General features: G+C 70.3%; 18 protein-coding genes. 1 reads left to right on the forward strand and 17 read right to left on the reverse strand.

The features are described 5' to 3' along the window. Position 1: 1 nt before the first annotated feature. The 8 genes from M4V62_RS16020 to M4V62_RS16055 all read right to left on the reverse strand — a co-directional run bounded on the left by M4V62_RS16020 (position 2) and on the right by M4V62_RS16055 (position 7,674). Positions 2–631 (reverse strand): response regulator transcription factor, encoded by a 630-nt coding sequence (locus M4V62_RS16020; protein WP_249587941.1) that lies wholly within the window; start codon positions 629–631, stop codon positions 2–4. Beyond that, a complete protein-coding gene (locus tag M4V62_RS16025; protein WP_425575237.1) occupies positions 628–1,845 on the reverse strand; it encodes a sensor histidine kinase in 1,218 nt (405 codons plus the stop codon). The genes M4V62_RS16020 and M4V62_RS16025 overlap by 4 nt, the downstream gene beginning before the upstream one ends. Next, the gene (locus M4V62_RS16030) at positions 1,842–2,576 is read right to left on the reverse strand and encodes an ABC transporter permease (RefSeq protein ID WP_249587942.1); all 735 of its coding nucleotides are present in this window, start codon (positions 2,574–2,576) and stop codon (positions 1,842–1,844) included. The genes M4V62_RS16025 and M4V62_RS16030 overlap by 4 nt, the downstream gene beginning before the upstream one ends. Further along, positions 2,570–3,511 carry an ABC transporter ATP-binding protein gene (locus tag M4V62_RS16035; RefSeq protein ID WP_249587943.1) on the reverse strand — a complete coding sequence of 314 codons (942 nt, stop codon included), beginning with the start codon at positions 3,509–3,511 and terminating at the stop codon, positions 2,570–2,572. Before M4V62_RS16035 ends, M4V62_RS16030 begins: the two co-directional genes overlap by 7 nt. A 175-nt stretch (positions 3,512–3,686) precedes the next feature. After that, a complete protein-coding gene (locus M4V62_RS16040) occupies positions 3,687–5,900 on the reverse strand; it encodes a hypothetical protein (protein WP_249587944.1) in 2,214 nt (737 codons plus the stop codon). Between the two features lie 184 nt (positions 5,901–6,084). Further along, positions 6,085–6,444: a DUF6113 family protein gene (locus M4V62_RS16045; RefSeq protein ID WP_249592854.1), complete on the reverse strand. Its 360-nt coding sequence runs from the start codon at positions 6,442–6,444 to the stop codon at positions 6,085–6,087. A 62-nt stretch (positions 6,445–6,506) separates the two neighbouring features. Beyond that, the gene (mshB, locus tag M4V62_RS16050) at positions 6,507–7,427 is read right to left on the reverse strand and encodes an N-acetyl-1-D-myo-inositol-2-amino-2-deoxy-alpha-D-glucopyranoside deacetylase (RefSeq protein WP_249587945.1); all 921 of its coding nucleotides are present in this window, start codon (positions 7,425–7,427) and stop codon (positions 6,507–6,509) included. A 52-nt stretch (positions 7,428–7,479) separates the two neighbouring features. Then, positions 7,480–7,674, reverse strand: a complete 195-nt coding sequence (locus M4V62_RS16055) for a hypothetical protein (RefSeq protein ID WP_160507048.1) — start codon at positions 7,672–7,674, stop codon at positions 7,480–7,482. Between the two features lie 149 nt (positions 7,675–7,823). On the opposite strand from M4V62_RS16055, the gene M4V62_RS16060 reads away from it, so the two are divergent. Further along, positions 7,824–10,007, forward strand: a complete 2,184-nt coding sequence (locus M4V62_RS16060) for a S9 family peptidase (RefSeq protein WP_249587946.1) — start codon at positions 7,824–7,826, stop codon at positions 10,005–10,007. Positions 10,008–10,221: 214 nt separating this feature from the next. Here the strand turns inward: M4V62_RS16060 and M4V62_RS16065 are convergent, their stop codons facing one another. The 9 genes from M4V62_RS16065 to M4V62_RS16105 form a co-directional block, all read right to left on the reverse strand. After that, positions 10,222–11,295: an ABC transporter ATP-binding protein gene (locus M4V62_RS16065; protein ID WP_249592855.1), complete on the reverse strand. Its 1,074-nt coding sequence runs from the start codon at positions 11,293–11,295 to the stop codon at positions 10,222–10,224. 52 nt (positions 11,296–11,347) lie between these two features. Next, entirely contained in the window at positions 11,348–12,394 is a 1,047-nt protein-coding gene (locus M4V62_RS16070; RefSeq protein ID WP_249587947.1) for an ABC transporter ATP-binding protein, read from the reverse strand. Between the two features lie 6 nt (positions 12,395–12,400). After that, positions 12,401–13,378 (reverse strand): ABC transporter permease, encoded by a 978-nt coding sequence (locus tag M4V62_RS16075; protein WP_249587948.1) that lies wholly within the window; start codon positions 13,376–13,378, stop codon positions 12,401–12,403. Further along, entirely contained in the window at positions 13,371–14,294 is a 924-nt protein-coding gene (locus M4V62_RS16080) for an ABC transporter permease (protein WP_249587949.1), read from the reverse strand. The genes M4V62_RS16075 and M4V62_RS16080 overlap by 8 nt, the downstream gene beginning before the upstream one ends. Positions 14,295–14,364: 70 nt before the next feature. Continuing rightward, the gene (locus M4V62_RS16085; protein WP_249587950.1) at positions 14,365–15,996 is read right to left on the reverse strand and encodes a peptide ABC transporter substrate-binding protein; all 1,632 of its coding nucleotides are present in this window, start codon (positions 15,994–15,996) and stop codon (positions 14,365–14,367) included. A gap of 126 nt (positions 15,997–16,122) precedes the next feature. Then, complete coding sequence (locus M4V62_RS16090; RefSeq protein ID WP_249587951.1) at positions 16,123–16,782, reverse strand: hypothetical protein; 660 nt, start codon at positions 16,780–16,782, stop codon at positions 16,123–16,125. Continuing rightward, entirely contained in the window at positions 16,775–17,320 is a 546-nt protein-coding gene (locus M4V62_RS16095; RefSeq protein ID WP_249587952.1) for a SigE family RNA polymerase sigma factor, read from the reverse strand. Before M4V62_RS16095 ends, M4V62_RS16090 begins: the two co-directional genes overlap by 8 nt. Positions 17,321–17,460: 140 nt before the next feature. Beyond that, positions 17,461–18,609 carry an ABC transporter ATP-binding protein gene (locus tag M4V62_RS16100; protein WP_249587953.1) on the reverse strand — a complete coding sequence of 383 codons (1,149 nt, stop codon included), beginning with the start codon at positions 18,607–18,609 and terminating at the stop codon, positions 17,461–17,463. Continuing rightward, complete coding sequence (locus tag M4V62_RS16105; RefSeq protein WP_249587954.1) at positions 18,602–19,663, reverse strand: ABC transporter ATP-binding protein; 1,062 nt, start codon at positions 19,661–19,663, stop codon at positions 18,602–18,604. Before M4V62_RS16105 ends, M4V62_RS16100 begins: the two co-directional genes overlap by 8 nt. Between the last annotated feature and the right edge of the window lie 3 nt (positions 19,664–19,666).

The following is a 19,666-nucleotide window of genomic DNA, read 5'->3' on the forward strand; positions in this document are numbered from 1 at the left end:
TTCAGAGCCAGCCCTTGTCCCGGGCGACCTTCACCGCCTCGGCGCGGTTGCGCACGGCCAGCTTCTGGATCGCCGTCGAGAGGTAGTTGCGGACCGTGCCCGCCGAGAGGTGCAGGGCCGTGGCCAGTTCGGCGTTGGTGGCGCCGTCGGCCGCGGCGCGCAGGACCTCGCGCTCGCGGTCGGTCAGCGGGTTCGCGCCGCCCGCGAGCGCCGCGGCCGCGAGCGTGGGGTCGATGACCCGCTCCCCCGCGAGGACCTTGCGGACCGCTTCGGCGAGCTGGGCCGCGGGCGCGTCCTTGACCAGGAAGGCATCGGCGCCCGCCTCCATGGCGCTGCGCAGATAGCCGGGGCGGCCGAAGGTGGTGAGCACCACGATCTTCAACTCCGGCAGCTCGGCGTGGAGTTCGGCCGCCGCCTCGATGCCCGTGCTGCCCGGCATCTCGATGTCGAGCAGCGCCACGTCCACCGCGTGCTCGCGCGCCGCCGCCAGGACCTCGTCGCCGCGGGCCACCTGGGCGACCACCTCGATGTCCGGCTCAAGGCCGAGCAGCGCCGCGAGCGCCTCACGGACCATCGACTGGTCCTCGGCGAGGAGCACCCTGACGGGGCCGCCCGCACTGTTCGTACTCATGGCGAAGATCCTAGGGCGGCGTCGCCGGACGCCGGTGTCTCGCCCCGGTCAAGGGGCACCCTCGCCGTGAGCCTGAAGCCCCTGCGGTCGCCCGGCCCCACGTCCAGGACGCCGCCGACCGCCTCCACGCGCTCGGTCAGGCCCGTCAGGCCGTTGCCCTGGGCGGCGGCCTGACCGCCCCTGCCGTCGTCCTCCACCGACAGCTCGACGACCGGGCCGTCGAGGGTGTGCCGCGAGGTGAACGCCACCGTGCAGCGGCGCGCGCCGCTGTGCCGCACGACGTTCGTCACCGCCTCGCGCAGCGCCCAGGCCAGCGCCGTCTCCCCCTCCTCCGCGGGCAGCACGGCGGGCGCCTGAAGCGGTACGTCGGCCTCGACACCGGCGGCGGTCAGCGCCGTGCGGGCGCCCGCGAGCTCGCCGGCGAGGGTGCGCCTGCGGTAGCCGGAGACCGCCTCGCGCACGTCCACCAGGGCCTGGCGGCTGACCTGCTCGATGTCCGCCACCTGCTGCGCCGCCTTGTCGGGGTGGGCCGGGAGCATTCGCCCTGCGAGCTCGCTCTTCAGCGTGATCAGGGAGAGCGAGTGGCCCAGGAGATCGTGCAGGTCGCGGGCGAGCCGCAGCCGCTCCTCGTTGGCGGCCAGTTGGGCGACGGTGGCCCGTGCCTGGCGCAGCTGGATCGTCGTACGGACCAGCTCGCGCACGCCGGTCATCGCGAAGCCGACCAGGAGGGTCAGCACGGCGAGGCTGCCGAGCAGGTCCGCGACGCTGTCGGTGCGCAGGCCGATCAGGATCATCACGCCGGTGACGGCCGGGATGGCCCACGCCGCGTGCCGCAGCGGCAGCACGGCCCCCGCGGACACGGCGACGTAGACGAAGAGCCCGAGCCAGGCCGTGCCGAAGGCGAACGAAAGGATCATGGCAAGCGCGAGCAGCGCCCCGAACGACACGTGCACCACGCGCCACTCGAACACCCTGGAGGTGTAGCGGAAGACCAGGGTCAGATAGCAGATCACGAAGGCGGTCAGACCGAGGCTGCCCAGCACCGTGGCCGTGCCGCCGTGCTCGCCTCCCACCAGGTCCTCCACCGGACTGGCGAGGAAGACCAGCCAGATGCCGATCCACAGCGCCTTCGTCCACAGCTGGCGGCGGTCCGCCACCGGACGGCCGAAGCTCTTCAGCGGGTGGCCGGGCTCGGGGCAGTCGGTGTCGTTCACGCCTTCGATGTGTCCTTCCGGTACAGCCAGGCCGCGCCGCCCGCGAAGAGGACGAAGTACCCGACGAGGAGCGCGATGTCCTTCGCGTGCGGGGCGTCGCCCAGTTCGATGGCCTGTCCGAGGGCAGCGTACGCATGGGTCGGCAGCCAGGCCGCGATGTCGCTCAGCCACTGCGGGAAGGTGGCCGTGGGCATCCACAGGCCGCCGAGCACGGAGAGCCCGAAGTACACGATCATCGTGATCGGGCGGACGGCGTCGCCGGTCGCGAGATAGCCGATGGCCACACCGAGCGCGGCGAAACAGAGGCTGCCCGCCCAGATCGCGGCGGTCAGGGCCAGCCACTGCCAGGCTTCAAGGCGTACGTCCTTGACGATCGCGGCGACCACGAACACCACGACGATCGACGGCAGGCTGACCACGGCGGCGCTGGCCGTCTTGGCGATCACATAGCCGCGCCCCGGCAGGCTCGTCAGGCGCAGCTGGCGCACCCAGCCGCTCTCGCGCTCCTTGGCGATGCGCTCGCTGTTGCCCATGAGGACGGCGGTGAGGGCGCCGAACGACGCCATCGACACCATGAAGAAGGCGGGGAGCGCGAGGCCCGTGTCGCCGACCATGTCCGTGCTGTTCTGGCCGCCCGCGATGATCAGGAAGAGCATCGACGGATAGATCACCGAGAAGAACAGGAACTTCTTGTTGCGCAGGGCGCGGATGATTTCCAGCTTGATCAGCATGTCCCTGCCTCCTTCTTGGCCTCCTCGGCCTCGGTGATCGCCACGAAGGCCTGCTCCAGGCCGAGGCCCGCGACTTCGAGGTTGCGGGGGTAAAGACCGAGCCCGTACAGCGCGTGCACGGTGGCGTCGGCGTCCGTCGACTGGAGCCGTACGGTGTGGCCCGACACGTCCACGGCGGTGAGGAACGGCAGCGCGCGGAGCTGCTCGGCGAGTCCGGCGTCCAGCTCGGCGAGGTCGAAGGCGACCCTCCGTGCCCCCGCCTTCGCCTTGATCTCGGCGGCCGTGCCGTCCGCGAGGAGACGGCCGCGGTGCAGGACCAGGACCCGGTCCGCGATCGCGTCGGCCTCTTCCAGGTAGTGCGTGGCGAACAGGACCGTGCGGCCCTGGTCGGCCTGCTCGCGCATGGTGGCCCAGAAGGCCTGGCGCACGGTGACGTCCATGCCGGTGGTCGGCTCGTCCAGGACGATCAGGTCGTTCGCACCGGCGGTCGCGAGTGCGAATCGGACGCGCTGTTCCTGCCCGCCGGAGAGCTTGTCGACCTTGCGGCCCGCGAGCTGGGTGAGGCCCGCGGCGGCCAGCACGTCGTCCGCGCGGTACGGCCTGGGGTGCAGATCGCAGGCGAGCCGCACCAGCTCGCGGACGGTGACCTCCCCCATCAGGCCGCCGCTCTGGAGCATCGCGCCGACCCGGCCCGCGGTGATCGCCTCGCGCGGGCTCGTCCCGAAGACCCGCACGGTGCCGCTGTCGGCGTGCCGCAGGCCGAGGAGCAGGTCGAGCGTGGAGGACTTGCCCGCGCCGTTCGGTCCGAGGAGGGCGACGGTCTCGCCGGGGTGGAGATCGAGCGTGAGGGAGTCCACGGCGCGGACGTCCCCGAAGCTCTTGGTCACCTGCTCGAAGCTCACCGCGGTGACGGGCGGTGCTGCGGTCGTCGTCATGTGATCCATCGTCGCCAGAGGGCGGTCGACGGCGGCAGTGTCGTGTGTGCCGAGTCCGGGGTGACAGATGTCATGCGGACCGGCACGTGGGGGCGCCCCGAAGGGGCGCGGGGAACTGCGCGCCCGGCCACAGCCGACCCGCAGCAGTTCCCCGACCGCTGCTCCAGCGAAGCGCCTAGTTGGCGTTGGTCTCGATCACGCCGACCCGCTCCGTCGGCGTCTTGCCGATCAGCGCCTTGTTCATCGCGGCCGCCACGTCGGTCGGCTGGACCGGCGTCTTGTCGCCGTTGCCGCGCTGGATCAGGATGCCGTCGAAGACGTTGCCGTACAGCTTCTTGAGCTCCGCGAGGTTGTAGTGCGGCTGGAGGCTGCCGTTCTCGGCCACCTTCGTCTCAAGGATCTTCGGCAGCGACTTCGCCGGGCCGAAGGGGATCGACGCGGTGCCCGCCTTGATCGTGACGTTGGCCGACATGGCGGGCTTCGCGAAGCGCGTCATGAACTTGTCGACCTCGGCGTTCGCGACGGTCGGCTTGCGGGTCGTGACGGGCACGTCGACCGTGCCGGCGCTGCCGGTCTCGACCTGCTTCTTGTACCCCTCGGAGACGGCCTTCGTCGAGGCGGCGACGTCGATGCCGTTGCCCGCCTTGCCGTACACGGGGACGGCCTTTCCGGGCACGAACTTGACCCCGCCCTCCTTGGCCGAGCCCGAGCCGCCCGCGGCGCGCTCCAGGGCGGCCGCCAGCTTCTCCTCGTCCACGGGCATGACCGGCTCGGCGACACGCTCGCCGCCGAAGAGCGATCCGATCACCGATACGGGGTTGTAGTCGCTGCCCGCCGCCTCGCGGACGGTGGCCTGGCTGTCCAGGGTCAGGCCCGCCTGGTCCGGCTTGAGCGTGACCGTCTCGCCGTCGACCGACAGCTTCAGGGGCTTGATGACGTCCTTGCCGATCGCCGCGTCGAGCTTCTTGACGGCCTCGTCGCGCGTGCCGCCGCCGATGTCGACGCCGAGCACGGTGGTGCCCTTCGGCACGTCGGCGTGGTTCATCAAGAGACCGGCGCCATAGGCCCCGCAGGCCACGACGACCACGGCGACGCCCACCAGGACGAGCTTGTTGCGCCCCTTCTTCTTGGACGGGGCCGCGGCGACGGGCACGTTCGGCTGCACCGGCTCGGGCAGCTTGGGCGGGGTGTGCGGCACGGGTCCGTCGGTGTGCTGCGGGCCCGTGGCGAACGGCGAGTTCTGGGCGGGCGGTACGACGGGGATGCCGCTGGTCAGGGTGTCGCCCGAGACGTTGGTCCCGGGGGACGGCGCGCTGGGGCCGCCGGGGATGGAGCCGGGGCCGCCGTGGACCGGGCCGCCGGGGGGACCCTGGAGGGGGCCCGCCTTCTGCGGGGTGAGGATGGCCGTGTCGTCGCCCATGGCGGGCGCGCCCGCGCCCGAACGGGCGGCGGGGTTGGCCGGGTTGGGGCGATGGCCCGGGTTGGCCGGGTTGCCGGGGCCGCCCTGGTTGCCGGGACCGCCCGGGTTCGGCGGAGCCATCGGGTTCGCGCGGCCCGCCGGGTTGGCCTGGTTCGCCGGGTCGGCCGGACGGGCCGGGTTCGGCGCCATCGGGCCGTCGCCGGTCACCGGTCCGCCGGTCGGGCCCGAGGGCCCACGGCCGCCGTCACCCGCGGCGCCTCCGGAGAAGTACGGCAGGTCCCCGCGCTGGGGGTCGCCGCCCTGCGGCGCACCCGTGCCGAGCGGGCCCGCCGCCACGGCACCGGACACGTCGAAGGAGCCCGTACCGGAGCCGCCTGCTCCGGGACCGCCCGCTCCCGGAGCGCCGGGTCCCGAGCCGCCGGATGCCGACGTGCCGGATCCGGACGTGCCGTTCCCGCCGGTGCCCGCGCCGCTCTTGCGCGGTGCGAACCAGTCGCTCGTCTTCTCCTCCGCCGGAGCGGAAGCGGAAGCAGAAGGGGACCCGGGTCCGCCGGAGGAAGGTCCCTCGGGCGCGGAGCCCGAAGCCGACATCCCGGCGGAACCGGGACCCCCGGCGCCGTTCGCGGACCCCGGACGCCCGGCGCCGTCCCCGGCGTCGGACCTGTCCGCCGCGCGGCCCGCGTCCTGCGGACGCGGCGCGTTCACGTCGCTCTCCGCCATGGGCGTGCGCATGACGACCGGTGGGATCGGCCGCGACCCGGGGATGTTGATCCGGATGCGCGTGGTCAGCGTGGTCTCGGTCTTGGGCTCGTCGGGCCGCTCCTCGGCGGCCTGCCGCTGCGCGCCGTCCGGGGCGCCGTCCGACGCGGCGCCCTGCGCGGGGGAGCCGTACGGCGGCGTCCCCGAGGGGTAAGCGGCTCCACCGCGCCCCTGGGGCCCGGAGGACGAACTGTCAGTTTCACGACTCAAGGCAGGTTCTCCCGGTTGGCTCCGCCGCCCGTCTCGACCTCACTCGGGCGGCTCGGCGGCGCGCACCACCATACTGGCCGCCGCCGGCACTCATCCTGTGACCGCCGTCAAACCCGTGCGGGGCACGGGCTGAAGTGGTACGTCACTTGCCAAGTCGGGCAGCGGGCCCGCCTGGTTGCGGCCGCTAGCCGAGGGTGGCACACATCACAGCGACCGCCATTCCGCCCAGCAGGAAGGCGTACGACCCGATTCCGGCGCCGAAGAGGAAGTCCCCCTCGGGCCGGCTGGCCGTGAGCAGCATGACGGCGACGAGCCAGCCCGCCGCCGGTGCCACCGCCCCCGCCCTGCTGCCGATGACACGCACCCCTCCGTGGAAGAGCCCCGCGGCCCCGAGGAGCGCGAGCAGCAACCCGCCCGGGAACCAGCCCCCTTGGACGAGCGCGCCGGCCGTGCCGACGACCGCGCCAAGGACGAAGAGGACGCCATAAGAGGCGATACGGGCGAAGTTCAGCGGCTGGGCGAGCGCGCTGCCGCCGGGTGGCACGGCGGCGGACGCACCGGAACCGGAACCGGACGGTGCCCCCGACGCCGCACGCGAACGAGTACTCACAGTGCCGTCACCCCTTCGTGCCCCGCGCCCGCGAGTCCCGCGAACAGATCCGTCTCACGCTCGCCGTCCACCGCACCGGCCTCTCCTCGCACCAACTCGTAGTACTCCACATCGAAGATCGGCTGCGCGAGCCCGTTCGACAGGACGAAGAGCGGTCCCTGCACCTCGATCTGCGTGGCGTGCGCGCGCATCGCCGCCGCCTTCGTCCGCGCGAAGGCCCTTCCGTCGATCTCCGCCGTGACGCGTTCGTCCTCCGTCACACCGGGGACGTCCGCGACCACGCCGGGGGTCGTGAACGGCGAGTGCCGCAGGGCACCCTCCATCCACCGGAACCGCTCTTCGACGACGGAGCGCGGCGCACGGTTCCAGTAGATCTTGCCGATGGTGTGCGGTTCGCCGAGATCCGCGCGGAAGGCCCCCTCGGCCGCGAGGTCCGCGGCACGCATCGCGACCCGGTGGGCCTGGATGTGATCGGGGTGGCCGTACCCGCCGTCCGGGTCGTACGTCACGAGCACCTGGGGCCGCACCTCGCGGATGACCTCGACGAGGTCCGCGGCGGCGGCATCGAGATCGGCGGACCAGAAGGCGCCCGCCCGGTGGTTCTGCTCGATGCCCATCATCCCGGAGTCGCGGTAGCGTCCCGTGCCGCCGAGGAACCGGTGGTCGGTGACGCCAAGCTCCTTCATGGCCGCGGCCAGCTCGCCGATGCGCTGGGGGCCGAGCGCGTCCTCGCGGTCGGCCGCGAGATGGGCGAGCTCGGGCGGGATGACCTCGCCCTCCTCGCCCAGCGTGCAGGTCACCAACGTGACATGGGCGCCGTCGGCCACGTACTTGGCCATCGTCGCGCCATTGTTGATCGACTCGTCGTCGGGGTGCGCGTGCACGAGCAGCAGACGCCGGGCGGGCAGTTCCGTCATGGGACCACCCTACGAGCACCCCGCGCACTGATCAGAACGTGCTGCGCACGGATCAGAACTTGATGTCGCCGATCATCCCCGCCACGTTCGTCGTCAGCTCATTGATCGTCGGTGCGATGGAGGAGCTCGCGAGATAGAAGCCGAGCAGCACGCAGACGATCATGTGGCCCGTCTTCAACCCTGACTTCTTGACCAGCAAGAAGACAATGATCGCCAGTAGCACCACCGCCGAAATCGAGAGTGCCACGGCGGCTCACCTCCAAGTCCCAGACCCTGCACCAGTGCGGACGCCAGCAGGTACATACCCACTAAGCGCTACGGATCATAACTATCCGTGGGTCCGCATGACTCGGAGCACGGCAGCACAAGGGGGCGCATGCCCCCTAGGCTCGGGGAATGACCACCGAGACGCCCGCAACCGCCGGGCCCGCCGAGAGTCAGGCGCAGCGGCTCTCCTTCCCTCGCCTGCACGCCCGCACGCAACGTTTCACTCTCGGTGCGCCCCGCGCGTTCACGGTGGCGCCCGACGGATCCCGCGTCGCCTTCCTGCGCTCGTCGTCCGGCACGGACCGGGCGAACCAACTCTGGGTCCTGGACCTGGAGGACGGTGCCGTCGAGCGTGTCGCGGCCGACCCCCAGGCCCTCCTGAAGGGCGCCGCAGAGCGGCTCTCCGCCGAGGAACGCGCCCGCCGTGAGCGCAGCCGCGAAGGCGGCGCGGGCATCGTGGGCTACGCGACGGACGCGGCGGTGGAGCTGGCCGCCTTCACCCTCTCCGGACGGCTCTTCACCGCGGAGCTGCGCGCGGGCACGGCACGTGAACTGCCCGCTCCCGCCCCGGTGATCGACCCGCGCCCCTCGCCCGACGGCCGCCACATCGCGTACGTCGCCGGGGGCGCCCTGCGGGTGACGGGCGCCGACGGCGAGGGCGACCGGGCGCTTGCGGCACCGGAGCCGGACTCCGTCGAGAAGGAGACCGTGACGTACGGCCTGGCGGAGTTCATCGCGGCCGAGGAGATGGGGCGTTCGCGGGGCTTCTGGTGGTCGCCCGCGTCGGACCGGCTCCTGGTCGCACGCGCCGACGACGCCCCGGTGCGGCGCTGGTGGATCGCCGATCCCGCACATCCGGAGACGGAACCCTCGCGGGTCGCGTACCCGGCGGCGGGCACGGCCAACGCGGACGTACGCCTCTTCGTCGTGACCCTGGACGGCGCGCGCACCGAGGTGATGTGGGACCGCGCCCGCTACCCCTATCTGGCGCGGGTGCACTGGTCGTCGGCCGGGGCGCCGCTGCTCCTCGTCCAGTCCAGGGACCAGCTCAGCCAGCTCTACCTGGCGGTGGACCCGGACGACGGATCGACCCGCATGGTGCACGCGGAAGAGGATCCGCAGTGGCTCGAACTCTTCCCCGGCGCCCCGTCCTGGTCCCCCAGCGGGAGGCTGGTGCGGATCGTGGACGAGGGCGGCGCGCGGGTCCTCGCGGTGGGTGAACGTCCGCTGACGGGACCGCAGTTGCACGTGCGCGCGGTGCTCGACGTGGCGGACGACGACGTCCTGGTCTCGGCGTCGGCGGGAGCGGCGGCGGCCGCCCCGGAGACGGGCGAGATCCACGTCTACCGCGTCAACGAACTGGGCGTGGAGCGCGTATCCGTCGAACCCGGGGTGCACTCGGCGGTCCGCTCGGGCGGCCTCACGGTCCTCGTGTCGGCCACCCTTGACCAGCCGGGCTCCCGCGTCCAGGTAATGCGCGACGGCAAGCAGGTGGCGACCGTCGCCTCATACGCGCAGCGTCCGGGGCTCACGCCGCGCGTGACTCTCACCGAGGGGGGCGCACGCAAGATCCCGTGCGCCGTCCTGCTCCCCACGGACTACGTGGAGGGCTCGGGCCCCCTGCCCGTGCTCCTCGATCCGTACGGCGGCCCGCACGGCCAGCGGGTCCTCGCGGCCCACAATCCGTACCTCACGTCCCAGTGGTTCGCCGACCAGGGCTTCGCGGTGATCGTCGCGGACGGCCGGGGCACTCCGGGCCGCTCCCCCGCCTGGGAGAAGGAGATCCGCCGCGACTTCACCCTGACCCTCGACGACCAGGTGGACGCGTTGCAGGGCCTCGCCGCCTCGCACCCCCTGGACCTGGACCGGGTCGCCATCCGCGGCTGGTCCTACGGCGGTTACCTCGCCGGGCTCGCGGTCCTGCGCCGCCCCGATGTCTTCCACGCGGGGGTGGCGGGGGCGCCGGTGACGGACTGGCGGCTGTACGACACGCACTACACGGAGCGGTACCTGGGCGACCCGGGTGCGGATCCGGCGCCGTACTCCCTGAGCTCCCTCGTCACCGAGGAGGGTCTTGTGGCCCCGGAGAACCCGTCACGGCCGCTGATGATCGTGCACGGCCTCGCGGACGACAACGTGGTGGTGGCGCACGCCCTGCGCCTGTCCTCGGCGCTCCTTGCCGCGGGGCGCCCGCACGAGGTGCTCCCGCTGTCCGGGGTGACGCACATGACCCCGCAGGAACAGGTGGCGGAGAATCTGCTGCTGCTTCAGGTGGACTTCCTGAAGCGGTCGCTGGGACTCCACCGGGCCTAGGAGGCACGGCGACCGGCCGGGGCGACATGGCAAAACCCCGGCCGGTCTACGGCACCCGCACGGCCGTACGTTCGTAAGCCTGCCGGGTGCGTATATCGCGGGGGCGACGGTGTGGTTGCTCGCGTGTTAAGCGCTGAGCGGCAGCCTTGGACGCCGTCAATCACCGGCTCCGCCGAGTTCGTCCTCAAACGCCGGACGGGCTGGAAGTCCGGCCCTACGGAACCACCTGCTTCTCCTCCGCGAAGTGGCACGCCGAGTCATGTGCCTGAGGCCCCTCGGCCGAACGGAACACCGCCGGGACGGCAAGCAGCGGCACCTCCAGAGCGCACCGCTCCTGCGCCTTCCAGCACCGCGTGCGAAACCGGCACCCCGACGGCGGATTCGCCGGCGACGGCACGTCCCCGCTCAGGATGATCCGCTCCCGATGCTCCCGCGCCTCGGGATCAGGCACCGGCACGGCCGAGAGCAGCGCCTGCGTGTACGGATGCGTCGGATGCTCGTAGATCTCCTCGTCGGAGCCGATCTCCACGATCCGGCCCAGGTACATCACGCCCACCCGGTCCGAGATGTGCCGCACGATCGACAGGTCGTGCGCGATGAACACGTAACTCAGGTCGAAGTCGTTCTGGAGCTGGTCCAGGAGGTTCACCACCTGGGCCTGCACCGAGACGTCGAGCGCCGAGACCGGTTCGTCCGCCACGATGATCTCGGGGCGCAGCGCCAACCCCCTCGCGATGCCGATGCGCTGGCGCTGACCGCCGGAGAACTGGTGCGGGTAGCGGTTGATGTACTCGGGGTTCAGGCCCACCACGTCGAGCAGCTCCTGCACCTTCTGCCGGCGCGAGCCCTTCGGCGCGACCTCCGGATGGATCTCGTACGGCTCCCCGATGATGTCGCCGACCGTCATACGCGGGTTCAGCGACGTGTACGGGTCCTGGAAGACCATCTGGATGTTGCGGCGCACGGCCTTCAGCGCGCGCCCGGACAGCTTGCTGATGTCCTCGCCCTTGTAGCGGATCTCGCCCGCCGTGGGCCGCTCCAGGTTCACCAGCATCTTCGCGACCGTCGACTTGCCGCAGCCGGACTCCCCCACGATGCCGAGCGTCTCGCCCTGGCCGAGGTCGAAGTCGACGCCGTCGACGGCCTTGACCGCGCCGATCTGCTTGCGGATGACGATGCCCTGCGTGAGGGGGTAGTGCTTGACCAGGCCCCGCACCTGGAGGATCGGCTCACGGCCCGACGGCGAGCCGAGCACGGCGAACTCGTGCTCGGCCTGCGCCTTGTGCATCAGCTGCCGTGCGGTCTCGCCCTCGTCCTCCAGCTGCTTCTTGCTGATGTGCTCACCACGAGGCATGGAGCGTCTCCTTCCAGAAGTGGCAGGCGCTCCGGCGATGGGCGGCCAGGCCTTCGTACGTCACCTCGGCGAGCGGCGGCACATCGGTCCTGCAGATGTCCTGTGCCATCGGGCAGCGGGGGTTGAAGGCGCAGCCCGGCGGGATGTTCATGAGGTTGGGCGGCAGGCCCTTGATCGCGTAGAGCTCCTGGCCCTTCTGGTCGAGCCGGGGGATCGACTCCAGCAGGCCGCGCGTGTACGGGTGCGCGGGGGCCTTGTAGATCTCGTGGACGGGAGCCTTCTCGACGATGCGGCCCGCGTACATGACGGCGATGTTGTCGGCGACGTCCGCCACGACGCCCAGGTCGTGGGTGATGAGGATCAGGCCCATGTTCAGCTCGCGCTGGAGCTCGGCGAGCAGGTCCATCACCTGGGCCTGGACGGTCACGTCCAGGGCCGTGGTCGGTTCGTCGGCGATGATCAGCGAGGGTTCGAGCGCCATCGCCATGGCGATCATGATGCGCTGGCGCATGCCGCCGCTGAACTGGTGCGGGTACTGCCCGACCCGTTCCTTCGCGGCCGGGATGCGCACCCGGTCCATCAGCTCGACGGCCTTGGCCTTGGCGTCCTTGCGGGACATCCCCTGGTGGACGACGTACATCTCGCCGAGCTGCTGGCCGACGCTGACCACCGGGTTCAGGGACGACAGGGCGTCCTGGAAGATCATCGCCATGCCGGCGCCGCGCGTCTTGCGCCGCTCCTCCGCCTTGAGCTTCAGGAGGTCCTGGCCCTTGAAGAGGATCTCGCCGCCGGTGATCTTTCCGGGGGGCATGTCGAGGATGCCCATGATGGCCTGCGCGGTCACGGACTTGCCGGACCCGGACTCGCCGAGCACGGCGAGCGTCTCGCCCTCACTGACGGTGTAGTCGACGCCGTTGACGGCCTTGGCGACGCCGTCCCTGGTCCGGAACTCCACGTGCAGGTCGCGCACTTCGAGCAGCTTGGACGTCCCCGGGGTGGCCGCATCGGACGCGTCGGATGCCACGGTTGCCATGGGCGCCTACCTCAGCTTGGGGTCGAGGGCGTCGCGCACCGCGTCGCCGAGCATGATGAACGCGAGCACGGTGATGGCGAGCGCTCCGGCGGGCCAGAGCAGCATGTGCGGGGCGTTGCGGATGTACTGGGAGGCGGCCGAGATGTCGATGCCCCAGCTCACGGTCGGCGGCTTCAGACCCACGCCGAGGTACGAGAGGGTCGCCTCCAGGGCGATGTACGTGCCGAGCGCGATGGTGGCGACGACGATCACCGGCGCGACCGCGTTCGGCGCGATGTGCCGCAGGAGCATCCGCGAGTTGGAGGCGCCAAGGGCCCGCGCCGCCTGGACGTAGTCGTTCTGCTTGGCGGTGATGACGGATCCGCGGGCGATGCGCGAGAGCTGCGGCCAGCCGAGCAGGACCATGAAGCCGATCACCGGCCAGACGGTGTTGCTGGTGACGACCGACAGGAGCACCAGGCCGCCGAGCACGACGGGGATGGCGAAGAAGACGTCGGTGATCCGGGAGAGGATCGCGTCCCAGAACCCGCCGAAGAACCCCGCGAGCCCGCCGAGGACGCTGCCCAGGATCGCGACACCGAGCGTGGCGCAGACGCCGACGGTGACCGAGGCGCGGGCCCCGTACACGGTCCGCGTGTAGACGTCGCAGCCCTGTCCGTCGAAGCCGAAGGGATGCCCTGAGGTGGAGCTCTTCTGGGCGTTGGCCAGGTCGCAGTCGAGCGGGTTGCCGGAGGCGATCAGGGACGGCCAGATCGAGATGACGACGAGGAAGGCGATGATGAGGCCCGAGATGATGAAGATCGGGTTCCGTCGCAGCTCGCGCCAGGCGTCGGACCACAGGCTGCGGGCCGGGGCGGAGGGGCCGGTTCCGCCCGGGCCGCCGGGAGTCTTCTCCAGCGTCGTCCCCTCGCTCGCCGCGAGGTCCATCGCGCCGCCCGCACCGGTCGGGGCGATGGCTCCGTCTGGCTCTCGGGGTTCAGGCATAGCGGATCCTCGGGTCGAGTACGGCGTACAGGAGGTCGACGATCAGGTTGGCCACCAGGAAGACCAGGACGAGGACGGTCACGAAGCCGACGACGGTCTGTGTGCTCTGGCGGAGAATCCCCTGGTAGAGCTGGAAGCCGACGCCGTGGATGTTGAAGATCCGCTCGGTGACGATCGCGCCGCCCATCAGCGCGCCGATGTCCGTGCCGATGAAGGTGACCACCGGGATGAGTGAATTGCGCAGCAGGTGCCGGGTGATGACGCGGCGTCTGGGCAGCCCCTTCGCGATGGCCGTGCGGACGTAGTCGGCGCGGCGGTTCTCGGCGATGGAGGTCCGGGTGAGCCGGGTGACGTACGCCAGGGAGACCGAGGCGAGGACGAGCCCCGGGACGATGAGTTCGTTCAGGGGCGCCTCCGAGGAGACGGAGGGTTTCATCACGCCCCATTCGACGCCGAGAAGGAGCTGGAGCAGCAGGCCGGTGACGAAGGTGGGGATCGCGATGACGACGAGCGTCAGGAGCAGTACGACGGTGTCGATGGGGCGCCCGCGCCGCAGGCCCGTGACGACGCCCAGCGAGATCCCGATGACGATCTCGAAGACGATCGCGACGAGCGTCAGGCGGATCGTGAGCGGGAAGGCCGTCGACATCAGCTCGGTGACCTTCTGCCCGTTGAAGGCGGTACCGAAGTCGCCGGTGAAGACATTGCCCATGTAGGTCGCGTATTGCTGCCACACGGGCTTGTCGAGGCCGAATTCCTTCTTCAGCTGCTCGGCCGTCGCGGGGTCGCACTTTCGGTCCCCGCACAGGCCCGCGATGGGGTCGCCCATCACGTTCACCATCAGGAAGATCAGCAGCGTGGCGCCGAAGAAGACGGGGATCATCTGCAGCAGACGCCGGATCACATAACGTCCCATGAAGGGCTCCGGAAGTAACGGGAGCGGTCATCCGGCGCGCATCACCGCGCCGGATGACCGCTCCCTGGCCTCAGCTGACCTTGATCTCGTTGTAGACCGGGACGCTGAACTGGTTCAGCGCCACGTCGGAGACCTTGTCCGAGTAGCCGGCACTGCCGTTCTGGTACCAGAGCGGAATGACCGCCATCTGCTCGGCGAGCACCTTTTCGGCGTCCTGGAAGGTGGAGACGGCCTTTCCGGTGTCGGTCTCGGCGTTGGCCTTGTCGACGAGTTCGTCGAATTTCTTGTCGGACCACTTGCCGTCGTTGGACGGGGCGTCCGTGTAGTACAGCGGCTGGAGGAAGTTCTGGATCAGCGGGTAGTCCATCTGCCAGCCCGCGCGCCAGGCGCCGTCCAGCTTCTGCTGGGAGGCCTTGCTGCGGAAGTCGGCGAAAGTGCCGACCGGACTTCCGACGCAGGACTTGTCATTGCCCAGGGCCTTGTTGATGGAGTTGCAGACGGCGTCGACCCATTCCTTGTGCGAGCCGGTGTCCGCGTTGTACGTGATCTTCAGCGTGCCGCCGGGGATCCCGCCGCCGTCCGCGATCAGCTTCTTCGCCTGGTCCGCGTCGTACTTGCAGGGGTCGCCGCAGAGCCCGGACTTGTAGCCGCCGGCCTCGCCGAGCACCGGCGACGTCCAGTCGGTGGCGGGGGTACGGGTCTTCTGGAAGATGGTCTCGGTGATCTGCTCACGGTTGATCGCCATGGAGAGCCCCTGACGGACCTTCTCCATTCCGGCCTTCGACCACTTGCTGTCGTAGAACGGGAAGGCGAGGGTCTGGATGATGCCCGCAGGGGTGTTGATGTAGCGGTCACCCAGGTCGTTCTTGGCGTTCTTGAGCTGCGATGCGGGAACGTCGTCGACGAGGTCGAGGTTGCCCGCCATCAGGTCCGTGTAGGCGGTGTTGTTGTCGGTGTAGACCTTCAGGTCCACACCGCCGTTCCGCGCCTTGTCCTCACCGGTGTACCCGTCCCATTTCCGCAGGGACATCTTGGATCCCTTGGCGTACGAGTCCACGGTGTACGGACCGTTTCCGACGGGCTTGGCGAGCCACGCGTCGTGGTCGTCGTAGAACGCCTTGGGCAGCGGCGCGAAGGCCGGATAGCCGAGGGTCTTGGGCCAGGTCGAGAACTTCTGCGTGAGCTTGACGGTGAAGGTGGTGTCGTCGACGACCTTCAGTCCGGAGAGCGTGTCGGCACTGGCGTCACCCTTCTCCGGGTGGACCTTGTCGTAGCCCTCGATATAGCCGAAGAAGTAGGCGTTCTTCTGGTTGTTCTTGAGGTGGGCGCCGTAATTCCAGGCGTCGACGAAGGACTTGGCGGTGATCTTCTCGCCGTTGCTGAACTTCCAGCCGTCCTTGATCTTCACGGTGAAGTTCTGCGAGTCCTTGGTGTCGATCTTCTCGGCGACCATGTTCTTGGCCTCGCCGGTCTTCGGGTCGTACCGCATGAGACCGCGGAAGATCATGTCGAGCACCTTGCCGCCCTGCACCTCATTGGTGTTGGCGGGCTCCAGCGGGTTCTGCGGATCCCCCCACGAGGAGCCCACGATCCCGGAGCCGTCGCCGCCACCGCCGCTGTCCCCGCCTCCACCGCAGGCGGTCGCCGCGAGTGCGACGGTCACCGCGCATGCGGCCCACTTGGCGTGCGTGGCTCCACGCATGGAGAGCCTCCCTTTCAGGCCTAAGTCCGACTTAGGCCCAAATACACCGCAGTGCGTGGCTCTCCGCATCTTTATGGGGTCTTTCCGGGGCTAGTAGGACCGGGGAAACCCTCGGATGCCGCTGCGTCATCCGCGCCGCCCCTCCACCTCGATCTCCACCACGGACACCCAGCCGCGCCACCGCTCGACGCTGACGCGGAGCCGTGAGGAGGACTCCGTGGTGCCGGACCAGTACGGGTCCGGCCCGGCCGCGTGCTCCCGCAGACCGCATTCGGTCAGCGCGGCGCGCAGGAGGGACACCTCGTCCGCCGCGACGGACTCACTGTCGTACTCGGTGACCCGCTGCCTGGCGGTGGCGCCCTTGTCGCCGTAGTACTCCGTGCCGTACTGCACCTGGCTCGGCGCCTTCCGTCCGGGGTCCGAGCCCGGGCAGCTGTCGTCCCCGCCCACCTTCGGCAGCGGCAGGTCCACCATCACCTCCTCCTCCATGCTCTTCCAGCGCCACTTCGCGGCCTGCGGCATCAGCTCGGGCGACAGGAGCCGCACGACACCGCCCACCTTGAAGGGGTTCGCCGTCGGCGTGGCCGCGGGCCGCACCTCCCTGCCGTCACCGCCGATCCCCCCGGAGGCCACGCCCCACGTCAGCGCCCCCGTCACCGCCACGGCGACAGCCACTCCCCCGGCGACCCGCCGCCGCGCGGTCCGCCTCTCGCCGCGCGCCCGCAGCTCGGCCCCGCTCGGCATCCGTACCGTGACGTCGTCCAGCAGCTCTTCGACCTCAGCCATGGTGGGCCGCCCCTTCCGCGGTGAAAGCAGTCGTGTCGGTCAGGCGCTTCCCCAGCGCCTTGCGGGCCCGGCTCAGCCGGGTGCGGACCGCCCCGTTCGACGCGCCCGTCTCTCGGGCGACCTGGTCCACGGGAAGGTCGAGCAGGTGGTGCAGCACCACCACCTGGCGCTGCTGGGCCGGCAGTTCACGCAGCGCCTCCACCAGCGCGACCCGGTCCGCCGACAACTCGGGCACGTCGGCCGCGGCTCCGTGCCGGAACTGCGCCCGCAGCCGGCTCCTGGTCCGCCGCCACGCGCTGATGGCCAGCCGGGACGCCACCGTGCGGACCCACGGCAGGGGATCACCCTCCCGCGTCAGCCGCTCCCACCGCTGCCAGGCCCGCACATACGCCTCCTGCACCGCGTCCTCCGCCTCCGCCAGATCACCGGTCATCGCATAGACCGTGGCGACCAGCCTCTTGGCGGTGGCGGCGTAGAACGCGTCGAACTCCGCGGAGTGGTCCGCGTAGTGGTCCGCATCTTCCGGCCGTGTCGTCATCGTCCCCGTCCGTCCACAGGTTCCGCTTCTGACTTGGACACGCTCGGCGGCGCCCAGACGTTACGCACGAAAATGGGGGCGCCCGGAACCGAGTGGTTCCGGGCGCCCCCATCGCGTACGGCCAAAAGCCGAGGCCGAGACTACGCCGCGTGCACGACGTCCTTCTCCTCCGCGAAGTGACACGCCGACTCATGCGCCGCCGGGGTGTCCTGGCCCGCGAACCGCTGCGGGATCGCGAGCAGCGGGGTCTCCTCGGCGCACTTCGCCTCCGCCTTCCAGCAGCGGGTGCGGAAGCGGCAGCCCGAGGGCGGGTTCGCCGGGGACGGGACGTCGCCGGTGAGGATGATCCGCTCGCGGCCCTCGCGCGCCTCGGGGTCCGGCACCGGCACCGCGGAGAGCAGCGCCTGCGTGTACGGGTGCGTCGGGTGCTCGTAGATCTGCTCGTCCGAGCCGATCTCCGCCATCTTGCCGAGGTACATCACGCCCACCCGGTCCGAGATGTGCCGGACGATCGACAGGTCGTGCGCGATGAAGAGGTACGAGAGGTTGAACTCGTCCTGCAGCTTCTCCATCAGGTTGATGACCTGGGCCTGGACGGAGACGTCCAGGGCCGAGACCGGCTCGTCGCAGATGATGATCTCGGGGTTCAGGGCCAGACCGCGCGCGATGCCGATGCGCTGGCGCTGGCCGCCCGAGAACTGGTGCGGGTAGCGGTTGATGTACTCCGGGTTCAGGCCCACCACGTCCAGGAGGTCCTGGACCTTCTGGCGGCGCGAGCCCTTGGGAGCCACCTCGGGGTGGATCTCGAAGGGCTCCCCGATGATGTCGCCCACCGTCATACGGGGGTTGAGCGAGGTGTACGGGTCCTGGAACACCATCTGGATGTTGCGGCGGACCGCCTTCAGCGCGCGCCCGGACAGCTTGGTGATGTCCTGGCCCTTGTAGAAGACCTCGCCGGCCGTGGCCCGCTCCAGCGTCATCAGGAGCTTGGCGACCGTGGACTTGCCACAGCCGGACTCGCCCACGATGCCGAGCGTCTCGCCCTGGTAGAGGTCGAAGGAGATCCCGTCGACGGCCTTGACCGCGCCGATCTGCTTCTTGATGAGGATTCCCTGCGTGAGCGGGAAGTGCTTCACCAGGTTGCGGACCTGGAGGATCGGCTCGCCGCGCTCCACCGGAGCCTCGATGGCCGCGACGGCCTCCTCGGCGGTGGCCGCGTCGACCGTTTCCACCTCGGAGACGTTCGGGGTGGCGTCCTGAGGCTCGTCGGTCTTCTTGAGCTCAGCCATGGATCGTCTCCTTCCAGAAGTGGCACGCGCTGCCGCGGCCCGGCATCTCCGAGCCGTCCTGCTCGGCCACCGGCACCAGGGCCGGAATGTCCGTACGGCAGATGTCCTGCGCCTTGGGACAGCGCGGGTTGAAGGCACAGCCGGACGGAATGTGGAGCAGGTTGGGCGGTAGACCCTTGATCGCGTAGAGCTCCTGGCCCTTCTGGTCGAGACGGGGAATCGACTCGAGCAGACCGCGCGTGTACGGGTGCGCGGGGCGCTTGTAGAGCTCGTGGACCGGGGCCGTCTCGACGATCCGGCCCGCGTACATCACCGCGATCTTGTCGGCGACGTCCGCGACCACACCCAGGTCGTGGGTGATCAGGATCAGCCCCATGTTGTACTCGCGCTGAAGATCGGCCAGCAGGTCCATGACCTGCGCCTGGACCGTCACGTCCAGAGCCGTGGTGGGCTCGTCCGCGATGATCAGGTCCGGCTCCAGGGCGAGCGCCATCGCGATCATGATGCGCTGGCGCATACCGCCGGAGAACTGGTGCGGGTAGTCGTTCACCCGCTCCTTGGCGGCCGGGATCTTCACCCGCTCCATGAGCTCGATGGCCTTGGCCTTGGCCTGCTTGCGGCTCATGCCCTCGTGCACCCGGAACATCTCGCCGAGCTGATAGCCCACCGAGAGCACGGGGTTGAGCGACGACAGGGCGTCCTGGAAGATCATCGCGATCTTGCGGCCGCGGATCTTCCTGCGCTCCTCGTTGGACATCTTGAGCATGTCCTGGCCGCGGAAGAGGATCTCGCCCTGCGGGATCCTGCCGGGCGGCATGTCGAGGATGCCCATGATGGCCTGGGCCGTCACGGACTTGCCGGAGCCCGACTCACCGAGGACGGCGAGCGTCTCGCCCGCGTCCACGCTGTAGTTGACGCCGTTGACGGCCTTGACCTCGCCCTCGCCGGTGTGGAACTCGACGTGCAGGTCCTTGACGTCCAGGAGCCTGCCGCCCTTTTCCTCGCCCGAGCGGGGGGCGGGAACCGAGTCTTCCTTGATGTCGATGCTGGTCATTTA

Source organism: Streptomyces durmitorensis (assembly GCF_023498005.1).
Taxonomy (GTDB): domain Bacteria; phylum Actinomycetota; class Actinomycetes; order Streptomycetales; family Streptomycetaceae; genus Streptomyces; species Streptomyces durmitorensis.